Here is a 17079-nt window from a genome sequence, read left to right on the forward strand (position 1 = left end):
GATATTTTAGAGGCGGGGAGGCATAAGCCTCCCCGCATCGTTTGTGGAAGCCTATGAATATTCTGATCGTTGGGCCCAGCTGGGTCGGTGACATGGTGATGGCTCAGACACTGTTCCAGTGCCTGAAGCAGCGTCATCCGCAGTGCGAGATCGATGTGCTGGCCCCGGAGTGGAGCCGCCCGATCCTTGAGCGCATGCCCGAGGTGCGGGCCGCCTTGAGCTTTCCGCTCGGCCACGGCGCGCTGGAGCTGGCCACGCGGCGGCGCATCGGCAAGTCCCTGGCCGGCCGGTACGACCAGGCGATCCTGTTGCCCAACTCGCTGAAGTCGGCGCTGGTGCCGTTTTTTGCCGGCGTGCCGAAGCGCACAGGCTGGCGTGGCGAGTTTCGCTATGGCCTGCTCAACGATGTCCGCAAGCTGGATAAGGAACGTTATCCGCTGATGATCGAGCGATTCATGGCCCTGGCCTATGAGCCGGGTGAAAGCCTGCCGACGCCTTATCCACGGCCGAGCTTGCAGATCGACCCGGCCAGCCGCGAGGCCGCGCTGGCCAAGTTCGAGCTGAGCCTGGATCGCCCGGTACTGGCGCTGTGCCCGGGGGCCGAGTTCGGCGAATCCAAGCGCTGGCCGTCGGAGCATTACGCGAAAGTCGCCGAGGCGCGGATTCGTGAAGGTTGGCAGGTCTGGCTGTTCGGTTCGAAGAACGATCATGGGGTCGGCGAAGACATTCGTCAGCGCCTGATTCCCGGGCTGCGCGAGGAGGCGGTCAACCTCAGTGGCGCCACATCCCTGGCCGAGGCCATCGACCTGATGTCTTGCGCCGATGCGGTGGTTTCCAACGATTCGGGGTTGATGCACGTCGCTGCCGCGTTGAACCGCCCGCTGGTGGCGATCTACGGCTCGACTTCGCCGGGTTTCACCCCGCCGTTGGCGGACCAGGTGGAAATTGTCCGCCTGGGCCTGGAGTGCAGCCCCTGCTTCGACCGGACCTGCCGCTTCGGCCATTACAACTGCCTGCGTCAGCTTGAGCCGACCCCGGTGAACGAAGCCTTGCAGCGTTTGCACGGCACTGCGGTCGAGGTCCATTAATTGCGCGTATTGCTGGTCAAGACCTCTTCCCTGGGCGATATCATTCATGCCTTGCCGGCCCTTACCGATGCCGCGCGGGCGATTCCCGGCATCCGTTTCGACTGGGTGGTCGAGGAAGGTTTCGCCGAACTGCCGAGCTGGCACCCGGCGGTGGACAAGGTGATTCCGGTGGCGATCCGCCGCTGGCGCAAGAATATCTGGCAGACCCTCAAGAGTGGCGAGTGGCGGCGGTTCAAGGAGAGCCTGCGGGCCCAGCCGTACGATCTGGTGATCGATGCCCAGGGCCTGGTGAAAAGCGCTTTGCTGACCCGTTATGCCAAGGCCCCGGTGGCCGGCCCGGACAAACAGTCGGCCCGCGAACCCCTGGCCAGCCGCTTTTATTCGCGGCGCCTGGCGGTGTCGCGCAATCAGCATGCGGTTGATCGCATGCGTCAGTTGTTTGCCTTGGCGCTGGGTTATGACCTGCCCAGGGGTATGGGCGATTACGGCCTGGATGCCGACAAGCTGGTCGAGTTGCCGCGCAAGCCTTTTGTGGTGTTCCTGCATGGCACCACCTGGGACACCAAGCACTGGCCGGAAGCCTATTGGCGCGAACTGGCCGTGCGCCTCGGTCAGTTGGGTGTACCGGTGAAACTGCCCTGGGGCAATGCCGAGGAAAAGGCCAGGGCCGAGCGGATTGCGCGCAACCTGAAGCATGTCGTGGTGCTGCCCAGGCTGAACCTGGCCGGGGTTGCGAAGGTACTGGCCGCCGCCACTGCCTGCGTGGCGGTGGATACCGGCCTCGGTCACCTGGCCGCCGCGCTGGATGTGCCGACGCTGTCGCTGTTCGGTCCGACCAGCTCGATCCTGACCGGTGCCTACGGCCGGTCGCAGATTCATCTGGCGAGCAACTTCCCCTGCGCGCCTTGTCTTCAAAAGAAATGCACCTACGTTCCGACAGCGGAGGACCAGCAGCGCTTCGATCTGAAGCGCGAGTTGCCTCTGTGCTTCACCCGTTTGAATCCCGAACGGGTGGCAAGCCGATTGAGCGCGCTGTTAATGGCTGAGGAGCGGCACTGATGCAATTGGCTTTTGTCCTGTACAAGTACTTTCCGTTTGGCGGATTGCAGCGTGACTTCATGCGCATTGCCCTGGAATGCCAGCAGCGCGGGCACCAGATCCGCGTCTACAGCCTGTTCTGGGAGGGCGATATCCCGCCCGGCTTCGAAGTGGTGATGGTGCCGGTCAAGGCGTTGTTCAATCATCGGCGTTACGCCAGGTTCAGTGCCTGGGTAAAGGCCGACCTGGCCAAGCGGCCAGTGGCACGGCTGATCGGCTTCAACAAGATGCCTGATCTGGACGTCTATTATGCTGCCGACGGTTGCTTCGAAGACAAGGCGCAGAACCAGCGTCATTCGCTCTATCGCCTCTGGGGCCGCTATCAGCATTTCGCCGAGTATGAGCGGGCGGTGTTCGCCAGGGAGGCGAAGACTGAAATCCTGATGATCTCCGAAGTCCAGCAGCCGTTGTTCGTCAAACACTACGACACCCCGCCGGAGCGTTTCCACCTGCTGTCGCCGGGCATTTCCCTGGACCGTCGGGCGCCGGCGAATGCCGCCGAAATCCGCGCCGAGTTCCGCCGCGAGTTCAAGCTGGCGGACGATGAGCTGCTGCTGGTGCAGATCGGTTCCGGGTTCAAGACCAAGGGGCTCGATCGCAGCCTCAAGGCCCTGGCCGCGTTGCCGCCGGCCCTGAAAGAACGCACCCGGCTGTTTGTCATTGGCCAGGACGACCCCAAGACCTTCCAGGCGCAGAGTGCTGCGCTGGGATTGGGCGAGCGTGTGCAATTCCTCATGGGGCGCAGCGATATCCCGCGCTTCCTGTTGGGAGCCGATCTGCTGATCCATCCGGCCTACAACGAAAATACCGGTACGGTGCTGCTTGAGGCCCTGGTGGCCGGGTTGCCGGTGCTGGTGACCGCGGTCTGCGGTTATGCCCGCTACATCGCCGAGGCCGACTGCGGCCTGGTGCTGGACGAACCGTTCGAGCAGTCCCAGCTCAATCAATACCTGGAGCGGATGTTGTCCGATCAGGCCGCGCGCCAGGCGTGGAGCCAGCATGGCCTGAGCTACGCCGAGACCGCTGACCTCTACAGCATGCCGCAGCGCGCGGCGGACGTGATCCTGGGGGAACTACCGCAATGAAGCTGATCCTGGCCGAACCGTTCAAGCGCTTGTGGGCTGGACGCGATGCGTTCGCCGAGGTCGAGCGCCTGGAGGGTGTGGTTTACCGTGAGCTGGAAGCGCGACGGACCTTGCGTACGGAAGTCGACGGCCGTGGTTATTTCGTCAAGATCCACCGTGGCATCGGCTGGCGCGAGATTTTCAAGAACCTGTTGACCGCCAAGTTGCCGGTCCTCGGCGCGGGGCAGGAGTGGCGGGCGATCCAGCGCCTGCAGGAAGTCGCGGTGCCGACCATGACCGCCGTGGCTTATGGCGAGCGTGGCAGCAATCCGGCGGACCAGCATTCGTTTATCGTCACGGAGGAACTGGCGCCGACCATCAGTCTCGAAGACTTCAGCATGGACTGGCCCAAGCAGCCGCCGGAGCCAAAGCTCAAGCGCGCGCTGATCGCCGAAGTGGCGCGCATGACCGGCATGATGCATCGCGCCGGGGTCAATCATCGCGACTGCTATATCTGCCATTTCCTGCTGCATACCGACAAACCGGTGACGGCCGAGGACCTCAAGCTTTCGGTCATCGACCTGCACCGTGCCCAGACCCGCGCGGCGATCCCCGCGCGCTGGCGCAACAAGGACCTGGCGGCGCTGTATTTCTCGGTGCTGGATATCGGCCTGAGCCGGCGCGACCTGCTGCGTTTCCTGAAAGGCTATTTCCGCCAGCCGCTGCGCCAGATCCTGCGCGATGAAGCCGCGTTGCTGGCCTTGCTCGAGCGCAAGGCGGAAAAACTTTACCAGCGCAAACTGCGCTACGGCGGCGCGCTCTGATGTCGCTGCGCTTGCGTCGTTTGGCGAAGGATGGGGTTGATGCGTTTATCTGAATTGAAAGCGGCCGGACGGGCTCCGGCTTTGCCCCTGGACCTGGAGTTGGCGGATGCCGCCGGCCGTGCGCAGCTGCAGTTGCTGAGTCTGTTGCGTGTGTTGCCCGGTCAGCGTTATGTCGGCGCCGGGGTTTGGCGTGGACGTCCGGTGCTGGCCAAATTACTGGTGGGCAACAAGGCGCCACGGCACTTCCAGCGTGAATTGCAGGGTGTTCGGCTGTTGGCCGAGCAGGGCCTGACCACGCCGCTGTTGTTGGTCGACGGTTTGAAAGAGGGCGAGGGCGGTTGGTTGCTGTTCGAGTTTCTCGAAGGTGCCGAGAGCCTGGGCGAGGCCTGGAGCAAGGTTGAATCGCTGCCGTTGTTGGCCGACGAACAGCAACAGGTACTGGCCGAGGCGCTGGGCGTCATTGCGCAGATGCACGGCAAGGGCCTGTGGCAGGAAGATCTGCACCTGGACAATCTGCTGCGCCATGACGGCAAGCTGTATCTGATCGACGGTGCCGGAATACGTGCCGAACAGCCGGGCCAGCCGTTGTCACGGCAGAAGGTTCTGGAGAACCTCGGGGTGTTTTTCGCCCAGTTGCCCAAGGCGTTCGAGCCGTTTATCGAAGAGCTGCTGGTGCATTACCTGCTGAGCAATGGCGAACATGCGCTACCGCTGGAGGCGTTGCTCAAACAGGTGGACAAGGTCCGTGGCTGGCGCCTGAAGGACTTCCTCGGCAAGGTCGCCCGGGACTGTTCGCTGTTCAGTGTTCGGAGCGGGGCCTTTGGCCTGCGGGCCATTCGTCGCGAAGAAGAAGCAGCGCTGGCGCCGGTGCTGGAGCAAGCCGATGCACTGCTCGCCCAAGGGCCCTTGTACAAGAACGGCGGAACAGCCACGGTCGGGCGAGTCGATGTCGGTGGCCGCCCGTTGGTGCTCAAGCGCTACAACATCAAGGGGGTCGGTCATTGGCTCAAGCGTTTCTGGCGGCCGAGCCGGGCCTGGCACTCCTGGCGCGAGGGCAATCGCCTGGCGTTCCTCGGGATCGCCACGCCCAGGCCGCTCGCGGTGCTGGAGCGGCGGTTCTTCTGGCTGCGCAGCCGCGCCTATCTGCTCACGGAACACCTTTCCGGGCCTGATGTGATCGAGCGTTTTGCGCCGTACGTGGAGTCGGGCGCAGTGCCGCCGGCCGAGCTCACGGCGCTGGAGCAACTGTTTGCCGAGTTGATCCGCGAGCGTATCAGCCACGGTGATTTCAAGGGGCATAACCTGTTCTGGCAGGATGACCGTTGGACCCTGATCGACCTGGACTCGATGCGCCAACATACCTCGGCCCATAGCTTCGCCAAGGCTTATGCCCGTGATCGGGCGCGCTTTATGCGCAACTGGCCGCCGAGCAGCACTTTGTATCAATTGATTGATCAGCGTTTGCCCCGCCTCCAGGGCTGATGCGTCTGCGGCGGGCGAAGCGGGTAGATGAAACCAGAGTGATCGTCTGCCTGCTCTCAGCTCCCGCATTGATAATCCTTGCTATAATCCCGCCCTTTAGTTGCTTGCCACTCCTTTGGCGGCACACATTTTTTCGGGCGCCTTGTCGCCTGCATATGGACTTTGAGAGGCTAGACCCCTGTGGCATTGACGATTCTCGGCCTGTCCGGCGCCCTTAGTCATGATCCCTCCGCAGCGCTGTACATCGACGGCAAGCTGATTGCAGCGGCCGAAGAAGAACGCTTCGTACGCGACAAGCATGCAAAGAACCGCATGCCCTACGAATCGGCGAAGTTCTGCCTGGAGCAGGCGGGTATCAAACCGTCCGACGTTGATGTGGTGGCGATTCCGTTCGCTCCCATCAGCCTGTTCGGAAAGGCTCGCTGGCACTATGCCAAGCGTTACTGGTACGCCCCGGATCGCGCCCTTGACGCGATCCTGATGGGCAACCGCCGCTACAAGCGCTATCGCAACAAGATCGTCTGGTGCCTGGAGCAACTGGGCTTCGATCCGAAGAAAGTCAAGATCGAGCCGGTCGAGCACCATCTGGCCCACGCCTCCAGCGCCTACCACTGTTCCGGTTTCAAAGAGAAAACCGCGATCCTCGGTATCGACGGCAAGGGTGAGTACGCCACGACCTTCTTCGGCTACGGCGAAAACGGCAAGATCCACAAGATCAAGGAGTTCTTCGATCCGGACTCCCTGGGTGGCCTGTACGGTGCGATCACCGAGTTCCTCGGCTTTGAAATGCTCGACGGCGAATTCAAGGTGATGGGCATGGCCCCTTACGGCGATGCTAGCCAGTATGACTTCTCGCGCCTGGCCTCCTTCGAAAACGGCGAGCTGGTGATCAACACCGACTACGCCAACGTCGTCGGCCTGCGTCGCTACAAGGAAAAGGGCAAGGGCTTCTACTTCTCGCCGAAACTGATCGAATGGTTGGGCCCCAAGCGCGAAGGCGATATTGCCGACGAGCCCTACATTCACTACGCGGCCAGCATGCAAGCGCTGTTCGAGAAGATCTCGCTGCAGATGATCGACTACTACCTGGGTGATGTTCTCAAGGAAACCGGCAAGCTGGCCTTCGCCGGCGGTTGCGCGCTGAACGTCAAGCTGAACCAGAAGATCATCGCCCGCGACGACGTCAAGGAGCTGTTCGTGCAACCGGCTTCTGGCGACGCCGGTACGGCGGTGGGCGCTGCGGCCTATGTGTCCCATGCCCGCGGTGTGCCGGTGGAGAAGATGGAGCACGTCTATCTCGGCCCGTCCTACAGCAACGAAGATGTGATCGCCGCCTGCGCGCGTCACGAGAACGCGCCGAAGTGGCGCAAGCTCGAGAACATGCCGGAGCAGATCGCCAAGATCATGGTCGATGGCAATCCGGTGGCCTGGTTCCAGGGCCGCATGGAGTTCGGTCCGCGGGCCCTGGGGGGGCGTTCGATCATCGGTTGCCCGAGCATCGCCGGCGTGGCGGATCGGATCAACCACCAGATCAAGTTTCGCGAGCGCTGGAGGCCTTTCTGCCCGTCGATGCTCGACACCGTGGCCCCACAGATGATCAAGATCGATCATCCGGCGCCGTTCATGACCTTCACTTTCGAAGTGGCTGAAGAGTGGAAGACCCGTGTGCCGGAAGTCGTCCATGAAGACGGTACTTCTCGGGCCCAGGTGCTCAAGCGCGAATACAACCCGCGCTACTACGACATGATGAAGGCGCTGGAGGTACTCACCGGTAATGGTGTCTCCCTGAACACCTCGCTGAACCGTCGTGGCGAACCGATGATCTGCTCGCCGACCGATGCCCTGAACATGTTCTTCGGCTCGGACCTGCAGTACTTGATCATGGAAGACATCCTTGTGGTCAAGGATGGCGCCAATGAGTATCCCGAGTTCTGATCCGTCGAGGGGCGTCGTCATTGTGGTTCGGCGACGCTGATGGGGGTCATGGGGATTGGGTTGGGTCATGCAATCCAATGGGTGAAGTTTGACGGAATTTCGTTACGCAAGGATTGCGTTGGTATTGAGGGGCGGCAAGGTGGTGGGTATCGGCGGCAAGGCAGTGGCATTGGTCTCCAGGAGTATCAATGAGTATCCGGTTCGAGTGGCTTTCCTGGGGAGCCTGCTGCTTTCCCTGATCGCGGTGATGGGGTTGGTGACGATCGGTCGCGATGCGGCCTTTTACATGACGATTGCCCAGGGTGTCACGGAGCAGGGGCCGAAGCTGGCCTTCCAGTCGTTCGACTGGCCGTGGTTCACCTTGCTGATTGCCGGGACCCACGTGGTCCTGCCCCTGCCGTTCGAGACAATCGCCCATTTGTGGTGCGCTTTTCTCCTGGCCGGGACCTGCGCGCTGGTGGTCGACTGTGTGCGCCAACGCACGCCGGAAGCCGCACGCTGGGCCTGCCTGGTGGTACTGGCAATGCCGGCGGTCAACCAGGATCGTGATGACATCCTGCGTGAGTTCGGCTTCTGGTTCTTCTGTACCCTGACGCTCTGGTTGGCCTTGCGCTGGCAGGCGCGCGGCGGTTGGTTGCGTGCGGCCAGCATGCATATGGCCATTGTGGCGGCCCTGCTGTTCCGGCTCGAGGCGGTACTGCTGTGGGCTGCCCTGGGCTTGTGGCAGCTGCCGAACCTCTGGTCGAGCGAGCGGCGCAAGCAGTTCCTGCAGTTCGCGTTGCTGCCGATGCTGGGGTTGATCCTGGCAGTGGCTGTGCTCTCGATGAAGGGGGGGCTCTCATCGGTTCGTGTCCAGGCGTACCTGGATATGATCAATCCGCGGAATGTCTTTGCCTCTTTCAACTTGCTGTCCCAGCAGTTTGCCAACACCTTGAGTCACACCTATTCCAGATCTGATGCCGGACAGATCATCTTCTTTGGCCTGCTGGCGACGGTGGCGATTCTTTTTGTGAAGATGATGGGGGTTTTCGGCGCCTCCTTCCTTTATCGCGGTAGCTGGGGCGTGCTGGGGATTTACTGGCGTCAGTACCGCCCGTTCGTCTGGGCCGCCTTGCTCTACTGCGTGGTCCTGATGCTGTTCTTTATCAAGCAGCAGTTCATGATCGGTCGCTATGTAAGCTTTCTGAACCTGTTGTTCGTCCCCGCGCTGGCCATGGCCCTGGTGGTATTCGCCCGGCGGTTCCCACGATTGGGCAAGGTCGTGCTGGTGATCGGCCTGCTGTTGGCGCTGTCCAACGTGATCACCATCGGGGCAAAAAAGACCCAATATATCGAGGCGGGTCATTGGGTGGCTGCCAATATGGAGCCCGGTGCATCGGCCTACTACGATGACGGACGCATCAGTTATTACGCCGGGCGCGGGTATGTATACCCCACGGTGACCCGTGAGGAGGCGATGTCTGCGGAGCAGGCGGAGCGTTATCGCTATTTCCTGATCGAGGCCAAGGGGGACGAGCCCTGGTTGAGCGATTGGCTGGTCGGGCGCGAAATGCGCATTATTGCCCGCTTCGCCAATCGCAAGGGCGCCACCGTACTGGTGATCGGCAAGTAGACTTCAAGCTGACGGCAGGCCTGCCTGCCGTCATCTTCATTGGTCAGAAAAGGGGGTGTGATATTATCCCGTTCTCACTGATTCGCGCGGATTCCCATGAGCAGTCCTGAAACCCAAGCCCAGTCCACGCTGGCGATCTATTTCCGTCTTCTGAGTTACGTAAGGCCCTACGTGGGTCTGTTTGCTCTGAGCATCGTTGGGTTCCTGATTTTCGCTTCTACCCAGCCGATGCTGGCGTACATCCTCAAGTACTTTGTCGATGGCCTGGCCAATCCCGAGGCGGCGCTGTTCCCGGGCAATCCCTATTTCGGCAAGCTGCAACTGCTTGAAACCGTGCCGATGATGATTGTGCTGATCGCAGTCTGGCAGGGCGTGGGTTCTTATCTGGGCAACTTCTTTCTGGCCCGGGTTTCCCTGGGGCTGGTCCACGATTTGCGCATCGTCCTGTTCAATAAGCTGCTGGAATTGCCTAATCGCTTCTTCGACAGGCACAACTCCGGGCATCTGATCTCCCGCATCACCTTCAATGTGACCATGGTCACGGGCGCCGCCACCGATGCGATCAAGGTGGTCATTCGCGAAGGCATGACCGTGGTCTTCCTGTTCTGTACCCTGGTCTGGATGAATTGGAAGCTTACCCTGGTCATGCTGGCGATACTGCCGGTGATCGGGATGATGGTGAACAGCACCGCCCGCAAGTTCCGCAAGCAAAGCAAGAAGATCCAGGTCTCGATGGGCGATGTCACCCATGTAACTTCCGAAACGATCCATGGTTACCGGGTCGTGCGCAGCTTTGGTGGCGAAACCTACGAGAAACTGCGTTTCGAGCAGTCCAGCCAGCGCAATACCGACAAGCAATTGGCAATGACCAAGACCGGGGCCATCTATACGCCGACGCTGCAGCTGGTGACCTACACCGCCATGGCCGTGGTGATGTTCCTGGTGCTGTACCTGCGCGGCGATGCTTCGCCGGGCGACCTGGTGGCCTATATCACCATGGCTGGCCTGTTGCCCAAGCCGATTCGCCAGCTCTCTGAAGTCAGCTCGACCATCCAGAAAGGGGTCGCGGGTGCCGAGAGTATCTTCGAGCAGCTCGACGAGCCTGCGGAAGTCGATGACGGTACGGTCGAGCATGAGCGTGTCGAAGGTCGGCTTGAAGTGCGTCATCTCAGCTACCAGTACCCCGATACCGACAAGCGGGTGCTCGATGACATCAGCTTTGTCGTCGAGCCCGGGCAAATGGTCGCCCTGGTTGGGCGTTCGGGCAGTGGTAAATCTACCCTGGCCAGCCTGATCCCACGTTTCTATCAACACCAGCAGGGACAGATTCTGCTCGATGGCGAGGAAATCCAGAGTTTTACCTTGCGTAACCTGCGTCGCCACATTGCCCTGGTGACCCAGCAGGTCACGCTGTTCAACGATACCGTCTCCAACAACATCGCCTATGGCGACCTCGCGGGGGCTTCGGCCGAACAGGTGCGTAAAGCGGCGACCGAGGCTTATGCCGACGAGTTCATCATTAAAATGCCGCGAGGCTATGACACCCTGGTGGGCGAGGACGGCGTGCTGTTGTCTGGTGGCCAGCGTCAGCGCATTGCCATTGCGCGGGCCTTGCTCAAGGACGCGCCGCTGCTGATCCTCGACGAGGCGACTTCGGCACTCGACACCGAGTCCGAGCGGCATATCCAGGCGGCATTGGATCACGTCGTCAGCAACCGGACGACACTGGTAATTGCTCACCGTCTGACAACCATCGAGAAGGCCGATCTGATTCTGGTGATGGACGAAGGGCGGATCGTCGAGCGCGGCACCCACGCTCAGCTGTTGGCCCAGAACGGTTATTACGCTCGTCTGCACGCCAAGGAATTCCAGGAAGGTGACGAGCCGGGCCCGACCAAGGTGGTGGGTATCTGCTGAGGGGCTTCACCGGTTTGAGCGCGACTATCGACTGCTATTGAGGCAGTCGGCGCTTTTGCCTGTGTTAATATCGCGCCCCTGTTCATTTGTATGTGGGTTGCTCCATGAAGTTGTCCATGCCGCGATTCGATCAAGCCCCTGTCTTGGTGGTCGGCGATGTCATGCTCGACCGTTACTGGCATGGTGGTACCTCACGGATTTCTCCTGAGGCGCCGGTGCCGGTGGTCAAGGTCGAGCACATCGAGGATCGCCCCGGTGGTGCCGCCAACGTTGCCCTGAACATCGCCGCTCTGGGGGCCCCGGCGTCGCTGGTGGGTGTCACCGGTGACGACGAGGCCGCCGACAGCCTGACCAACAGCCTCAAGGGCGCCGGGGTCCGGGCTCTGTTCCAGCGCATTGCGCACCAGCCGACCATCGTCAAGCTGCGGGTCATGAGTCGTCACCAGCAGTTGCTGCGCATCGACTTTGAAGAACCCTTCGCCACCGATGCGCTGGCCCTGGGGGCTGAAGTCGATGGCTTGCTCGAAGGCGTCAAGGTGTTGGTGCTGTCCGACTACGGCAAAGGCGCCTTGAAGAATCATCAGGTCCTGATCCAGGCCGCCCGGGCGCGGGGTATTCCCGTGCTGGCCGACCCCAAGGGCAAGGACTTTTCGATCTACCGTGGCGCGAGCCTGATCACACCGAACCTCAGCGAGTTCGAAACCATCGTCGGCGGTTGTGCCGATGAGCATGAACTGGTGGCCAAGGGTGCCCAGTTGATGCAGGACCTGGACCTCGGTGCCTTGCTGGTGACCCGTGGCGAGCATGGCATGACCTTGCTGCGCCCCGATCATCCGGCGCTGCACCTGCCGGCCCGGGCCCGTGAAGTGTTCGATGTGACCGGTGCCGGCGATACGGTGATCTCGACCCTGGCCGCGGCCATTGCCGCGGGCGAAGAACTGCCCCACGCAGTGGCCTTGGCCAACCTCGCCGCCGGCATCGTGGTCGGCAAGCTGGGTACGGCGGCCATCAGTGCACCTGAGCTGCGCCGGGCGATCCAGCGCGAGGAAGGTTCCGAGCGCGGTGTGCTGGGCCTGGAGCAATTGCTGCTGGCGGTCGACGATGCGCGGGCGCACAACGAGACGATCGTGTTCACCAACGGCTGCTTCGATATCCTCCATGCCGGTCACGTGACCTACCTGGAGCAGGCGCGGGCCCAGGGCAATCGCCTGATCGTCGCGGTCAATGACGATGCCTCGGTCAGCCGCCTCAAGGGCCCAGGCCGTCCGATCAACAGCGTTGATCGGCGCATGGCCGTGCTGGCCGGCCTGGGTGCCGTGGACTGGGTTATCAGTTTCCCCGAGGGCACTCCGGAGAACCTGCTGGCCCAGGTCAAGCCGGATGTGCTGGTCAAGGGTGGCGACTACGGGATCGACCAGGTGGTCGGTGCTTCCATCGTGACGGCCTATGGCGGTACGGTGAAAGTGCTGGGGCTGGTGGAAAACAGCTCGACCACGGCGATTGTCGAGAAGATCCGCAGCAACTGACTAAGCGCCTGGCCCGTTCAATCCGTATGGGCCTGCATTAATGCCTTTACTGTAGGAGCCGGCTTGCTGGCGATGAGGCCGGCGAGTCTTGCATCGCTCTTGCGGCCGTCATCGCCAGCAAGCCGGCTCCTGCAAGGGTCATGTGTTCGCCGTTGCTTTGTCAGCGCCCGGTTTTCACCGGCACGATCTTGCGCAGGATCTGCCGGGCCTTGCCGGTCAGGCGCCTGATCTTCGAGTCCTTTTCAGGCTCCGCCATCCCCTGCTGCCGGACCCAGTCCTTCCAGCGAATCCGCTCCTCGCGCACCACCCAGCCTTCCTGTCGGGCAAAGCTTTCCGCCAGGTACAGGCCACGGGTGCTGGCCGGGTGCAATTGATCCTTTTTCAGGGTGTACAGCTCGGCACACGGCCGTCCGTCCTTGAGCGGCATCAGGTACAGATCGGGACGACTGCGGTCCAGGCGCGCCACCAACTGATCGTTCTCCAATCGTTCGTCGACATGGAACAGGCTCAGGGATTTGGCCTCGCGGGGGACCTCGAGCCGCAGGTCATAGATCAACTGCAGTGAAGCGGTGGGCAGGTGCACGTAGGTCTGGGGTCGTTCCATCAACTGCAGCGCGCCGCAGCGTACCGGCCTTGCCGCGCCGGACAAGGGCGTCAGGCGAAAGGGCAGGGCTTCGCGATAATGCAGCGCCGCGGAGTAGGGCGCCGGCAGCCAGGTGTCGTTGAAGCGCCCGGTCAGCCAGCCTTCCGGGGTTTCCAGCAGGCACTCTTCGGCGATTTCGGCAATCGCGGTGAGCAGCGGAATGGCCAGTTCATGGGCCGGCACATAACCTGAAATCAGCTTGAGCACCACGTCGCCGCGATCCTGGCGGCGCTGGCGGACCAACACCCAGTAGTCGCGGTTGTGCCAGTGCAGGGTCAGTCGCACCGAGACGCCGAGGTTGGCCAGTTCCAGGGTGAAACGCTCGGGGTCGTCCACCGCGACCGGTTTGCGTTTGTGCAGGGTTTGCGCAAAGTTCAACGGCATCCCGACGCTCTGGTAGCTCAAGCCTTCGGGGGTCGCCTCGACGAGTAATGGCAGGGTCTTGAAGTCGCTGGGGTTCTTGCGTATCAGCGTCCGCGGCATCTCGGCTCCTTCTTGCGTCGGGGTCGGCCGCCTGGGCGGCATCAGTTTTGGCGAATGACCCGGGCCACCGTCGCCACATTATGGGCAAGGTGCAGCGGGTTGATGGTACCGACAATAGCACTGGCAACGCCGGGCTGTGCAAATAGCAGTTCGAAGCTGGCCCGCACCGGGTCGATACCGGGGTCCAGGCAGACGTGGCCGCTGGCCAGGGCCTTTTTCACCAGGATCGCCTTGCCATGGTCAGCAGCATAGTCAATGACCGGCTTCTCGCCCTGTTCGTTCAGATTGTAGGTGATCATCGCGCAATCACCTTGTTCCAGAGCCTTCAGGCCGCCTTCGACGGTTTTGCCGGAAAAACCGAAAGCACGGATCTTGCCTTCGCCCTTCAAGGCCGCGAGGGTCTGGTAGACCTCGCTGTGTTCGAGGATCGCCAGGTCGTTGCCGTCGGAGTGCACCAGCACCAGGTCGATAAAGTCGGTTTCCAGGCGTTGCAGGCTGCGCTCCACGGAGAATCGGGTATGGACGGCACTGAAGTCATGGCTCGACTGGCCGGCTTCGAACTCTTCGCCGACCTTGCTGACGATCACCCACTCCTGGCGCTGTCCGCGCAGCAGAGGGCCCAGGCGTTCTTCGCTGCGACCGTAGGCCGGCGCGGTGTCGATCAGGTTGATGCCCAGATCGCGGGTCAGATGCAGCAGTTGGCGGGCTTGCTGGTCGTCGGGAATCTGGAAACCGTTGGGGTATTTGACTCCCTGGTCGCGGCCGAGCTTGACGGTGCCCAGGCCCAGGGGGGACACCTGCAGGCCGGTACTACCGAGGGCTCGATGCAGGTCGTGCAGGGTCGGCAGGCTCATGGCAGCAGTTGCTCCCAAGGGGTTTGCGCCATCGTCGGCTTCGGCAGGTCGGGCAAGGTGGCTGCCGGGCCCGGACGGATACCGTCGCGTTCCAGGCTCTTGAGCACTCGGTCGGCGAAGTCCGGCGCCAGGGCCAGCTTGGTCGGCCAGCCCACCAGCAGGCGATCCTGTTCGGCGAGGAAGGCGTTGTCCGGACGGGTCAGGCCCGATTGCAGCGGTTCGGCGCGCTCGACCCGCAAGGTGGCCCATTGCGCCTGGCTCAGGTCGACCCAGGGCAGCAGGTTGCCGAGTTCCTTCTGGGCGCTGGCGATCTGCGCGGCGGGCTCGCGGGCGACGCCTTCGGCCTCGGCGATATCGCCGCCGAGGTACCAGACCCACTGGCCATCGGCCGCCGGATGGGTGGTCACGGTAATCCGTGGCTTGGGCCCGCCGCCCAGGCAATGGGCGTACAACGGCTTCAGGCTCGGGCCTTTGACCAGCACCATGTGCAAGGGGCGTGTCTGCATGGCCGGCTGGCTCAGGCCGAGGGCCTTGAGCAGCGCGGCGTTGCCCGCCCCGGCGCTGAGCACAATGCGTTGGGCATGGATATCGCGGCCATCGACCCGCAGGCCCACCAGTTGCTCGTTGTCCAGCAGGGGTTCGATATCGTGGCCGGCCAGCAGGCCGTCACCGGCCAGTTCGGCCAGGCGGGTGATCAGGCTCGGCACATCGATCACCAGTTCGGCCAGGCGATAGACCTTGCCCTTGAAGCGCGGATTTTGCAGGGCGGGCGGCAGTTGTTCGCCCTTGACCTGGTCGACCCGACCGCGCACGGCCTTGCTGGCGAAGAAGCTGGTGAGATTGCCGGCCAGGGTGCCGGGAGACCACAGATAGTGGGCTTCGGAGAGCAGGCGCACGCCCGACAGGTCGAGCTCGCCGTTGCCGGCCAGGGCCTCGCGCCAGCGCCGCGGCATGTCGGCGATGGCTTCCGAGGCGCCGCTCAGGGCACCGTGCAGGGCGTATTTGGCACCGCCGTGGATGATGCCCTGGGATTTGAGGCTCTGTCCGCCGCCGAGGCTGGCGCGTTCCACCAGTACCGTCGAAAACCCCTGGCGGCGCAGGCGCGCGTTGAGCCAGAGACCGGCAACGCCGGCGCCGACAATCAGGACATCGGTGGAGAGAGCGGATGGCATGCGGCGACCTCGGTGTTCAAGACAAGGCTCGCAGTATACAGGTGGCGAGCGGGCTAGTGCCCGGCGGTCTTCGAGAACAGCTGGATCACCACCACGCCGAGCACGATCAGGCCCATGCCGAGCATCGCCGGGATATCCAGCTTCTGCCCATAGAGAAACAGCGCCGCGACGCTGACCATGACAATGCCCATCCCGGCCCAGACCGCGTAGGCCACGCCCACCGGCACCGTGCGCACCACCAGGGTCAGCATCCAGAAGGCGATGGCGTAACCGACGATGATCAGCAACAAGGGGATCGGCGTGCTCAGGCCCTTGACCGCTTTCATGGAGACGGTGGCGATGACTTCGGCGCAGATGGCGATGGCCAGGTAGTAGTAAGCGTGCATGGGACAATCTCTCGTATTTGGGCCTGCTGATAAGGTTGGCATTCTAGAGACTCACCAGATGGGGTAAAGTCATTACCTATCTGAAAAAAAGATGGGTTGCCCATGAGTATTCAGTGGAACCTGGAGCAGATGCGCCTGTTCGTCGGCGTTGCCGAGCAGCGTTCGTTTTCCGCCGTGGCCCGCCAGCAGCGCAAGGCGCAGTCGGCGGTCAGCAATGCGATCGCCCTGTTGGAGACCGATCTGGGGGTGACGCTGTTCGAGCGTAGCAGCGGCCGCCAGCCGAAGTTGACCGAGGCCGGGGCCGCATTGCTGGAGGAGGCGCGGGAAGTGCTGCGCCAGTGCGATCGTCTCAATGGTAGGGCGCTGGCCTTGATGCGTGGCGAGGAAGCCTGTTTGCGCCTGGCCCAGGACGAGGCCATGCCCTATCAGCCGGTGCTCGACAGTCTGGAAGCGCTGTCGGAGCATTACCCCAGCGTCGAGGTGCAACTGGCCAGCGGTGCCCAGGGTGATGTCGCGCGCAAACTGGTGGAGCGACGGGCGGACCTGGGCCTGCTGTTCCACCACGACCAGATGCCGCAAACCCTGGAGCGACGGGCGCTGGGCAGTGTCGAAATGGTCACGGTGTGCGCGGTCAATCATCCGCTGGCGGCTTCGCTGCGGGTCAACCGTCAGCAACTGGCCCGGCATCGGCAATTGCTTATTTCCCCGCAACAGAGCGGTTACCCCGGCGACGAACAGCTCAGTCCGCAGGTCTGGCGGGCGGACTCCTTCTACGTGATGGCCGAGCTGTTGATGCGCGGCCTGGGCTGGGCCTGGCTGCCACGGCACGTGGTGCAATATCCGGCGTACCAGAACCAGATGGTCGAGCTGAGCAGCGAATGGACGCCGCCGGCGCTGGTGGTTGAACTGGTCTGGCGTCGCGACGAGCCCCTGGGGCCGGCGGCGCGCTGGCTGGCCGAACGGTTTGCCGAGCACTTGCAGGCGATCGGCTGAAA

Annotated in this window: 14 protein-coding genes; 10 read left to right on the forward strand and 4 right to left on the reverse strand. The window is 62.6% G+C overall.

Features of this window, described 5'->3' with window-relative positions; all coding sequences use genetic code 11:
* Window positions 1-53: 53 nt before the first annotated feature.
* The 9 genes from waaF to hldE all read left to right on the forward strand — a co-directional run bounded on the left by waaF (window position 54) and on the right by hldE (window position 12546).
* Window positions 54-1088 (forward strand): lipopolysaccharide heptosyltransferase II, encoded by a 1035-nt coding sequence (gene waaF, locus M5C71_RS13020; protein ID WP_152737714.1) that lies wholly within the window; start codon window positions 54-56, stop codon window positions 1086-1088.
* The gene (gene waaC / locus M5C71_RS13025) at window positions 1089-2147 is read left to right on the forward strand and encodes a lipopolysaccharide heptosyltransferase I (RefSeq protein WP_152737713.1); all 1059 of its coding nucleotides are present in this window, start codon (window positions 1089-1091) and stop codon (window positions 2145-2147) included.
* Window positions 2147-3271, forward strand: coding sequence for a glycosyltransferase family 4 protein (locus tag M5C71_RS13030; protein WP_248767989.1), 1125 nt, complete (start codon window positions 2147-2149; stop codon window positions 3269-3271). Before waaC ends, M5C71_RS13030 begins: the two co-directional genes overlap by 1 nt.
* Window positions 3268-4074 carry a lipopolysaccharide core heptose(I) kinase RfaP gene (rfaP, locus tag M5C71_RS13035; RefSeq protein WP_248767990.1) on the forward strand — a complete coding sequence of 269 codons (807 nt, stop codon included), beginning with the start codon at window positions 3268-3270 and terminating at the stop codon, window positions 4072-4074. Before M5C71_RS13030 ends, rfaP begins: the two co-directional genes overlap by 4 nt.
* A 39-nt stretch (window positions 4075-4113) precedes the next feature.
* Window positions 4114-5556 (forward strand): lipopolysaccharide kinase InaA family protein, encoded by a 1443-nt coding sequence (locus M5C71_RS13040; RefSeq protein WP_248745315.1) that lies wholly within the window; start codon window positions 4114-4116, stop codon window positions 5554-5556.
* 180 nt (window positions 5557-5736) lie between these two features.
* Window positions 5737-7491 carry a carbamoyltransferase gene (locus M5C71_RS13045; protein WP_248745314.1) on the forward strand — a complete coding sequence of 585 codons (1755 nt, stop codon included), beginning with the start codon at window positions 5737-5739 and terminating at the stop codon, window positions 7489-7491.
* A gap of 124 nt (window positions 7492-7615) precedes the next feature.
* Window positions 7616-9103, forward strand: coding sequence for a hypothetical protein (locus M5C71_RS13050; protein ID WP_248745313.1), 1488 nt, complete (start codon window positions 7616-7618; stop codon window positions 9101-9103).
* Between the two features lie 96 nt (window positions 9104-9199).
* On the forward strand, window positions 9200-11020 hold the full coding sequence (gene msbA, locus M5C71_RS13055; RefSeq protein ID WP_152737709.1) for a lipid A export permease/ATP-binding protein MsbA: 1821 nt from the start codon (window positions 9200-9202) through the stop codon (window positions 11018-11020).
* Window positions 11021-11124: 104 nt separating this feature from the next.
* Complete coding sequence (hldE, locus tag M5C71_RS13060; RefSeq protein ID WP_103498041.1) at window positions 11125-12546, forward strand: bifunctional D-glycero-beta-D-manno-heptose-7-phosphate kinase/D-glycero-beta-D-manno-heptose 1-phosphate adenylyltransferase HldE; 1422 nt, start codon at window positions 11125-11127, stop codon at window positions 12544-12546.
* Between the two features lie 160 nt (window positions 12547-12706).
* Here hldE and M5C71_RS13065 read toward each other — a convergent pair whose 3' ends face one another.
* The 4 genes from M5C71_RS13065 to M5C71_RS13080 are packed head-to-tail and all read right to left on the reverse strand — an operon-like array spanning window position 12707 to window position 16084.
* Window positions 12707-13672, reverse strand: coding sequence for a metal ABC transporter ATPase (locus M5C71_RS13065; RefSeq protein WP_248767991.1), 966 nt, complete (start codon window positions 13670-13672; stop codon window positions 12707-12709).
* 41 nt (window positions 13673-13713) lie between these two features.
* Window positions 13714-14526, reverse strand: a complete 813-nt coding sequence (locus tag M5C71_RS13070; RefSeq protein ID WP_248767992.1) for an aldo/keto reductase — start codon at window positions 14524-14526, stop codon at window positions 13714-13716.
* Entirely contained in the window at window positions 14523-15698 is a 1176-nt protein-coding gene (locus M5C71_RS13075; protein WP_177101410.1) for an FAD-dependent oxidoreductase, read from the reverse strand. The genes M5C71_RS13070 and M5C71_RS13075 overlap by 4 nt, the downstream gene beginning before the upstream one ends.
* Before the next feature lie 53 nt (window positions 15699-15751).
* The gene (locus M5C71_RS13080) at window positions 15752-16084 is read right to left on the reverse strand and encodes a multidrug efflux SMR transporter (protein ID WP_103498045.1); all 333 of its coding nucleotides are present in this window, start codon (window positions 16082-16084) and stop codon (window positions 15752-15754) included.
* Window positions 16085-16192: 108 nt separating this feature from the next.
* Here M5C71_RS13080 and M5C71_RS13085 point away from each other — a divergent pair, with 108 nt between their 5' ends.
* A complete protein-coding gene (locus tag M5C71_RS13085; RefSeq protein ID WP_178129798.1) occupies window positions 16193-17077 on the forward strand; it encodes a LysR family transcriptional regulator in 885 nt (294 codons plus the stop codon).
* The last annotated feature ends 2 nt before the right edge of the window (window positions 17078-17079 follow it).

Origin of the sequence: Pseudomonas sp. MWU12-2345, from assembly GCF_023242385.1 — a bacterium.
Classification (GTDB): Bacteria; Pseudomonadota; Gammaproteobacteria; order Pseudomonadales; family Pseudomonadaceae; genus Aquipseudomonas; species Aquipseudomonas gingeri_D.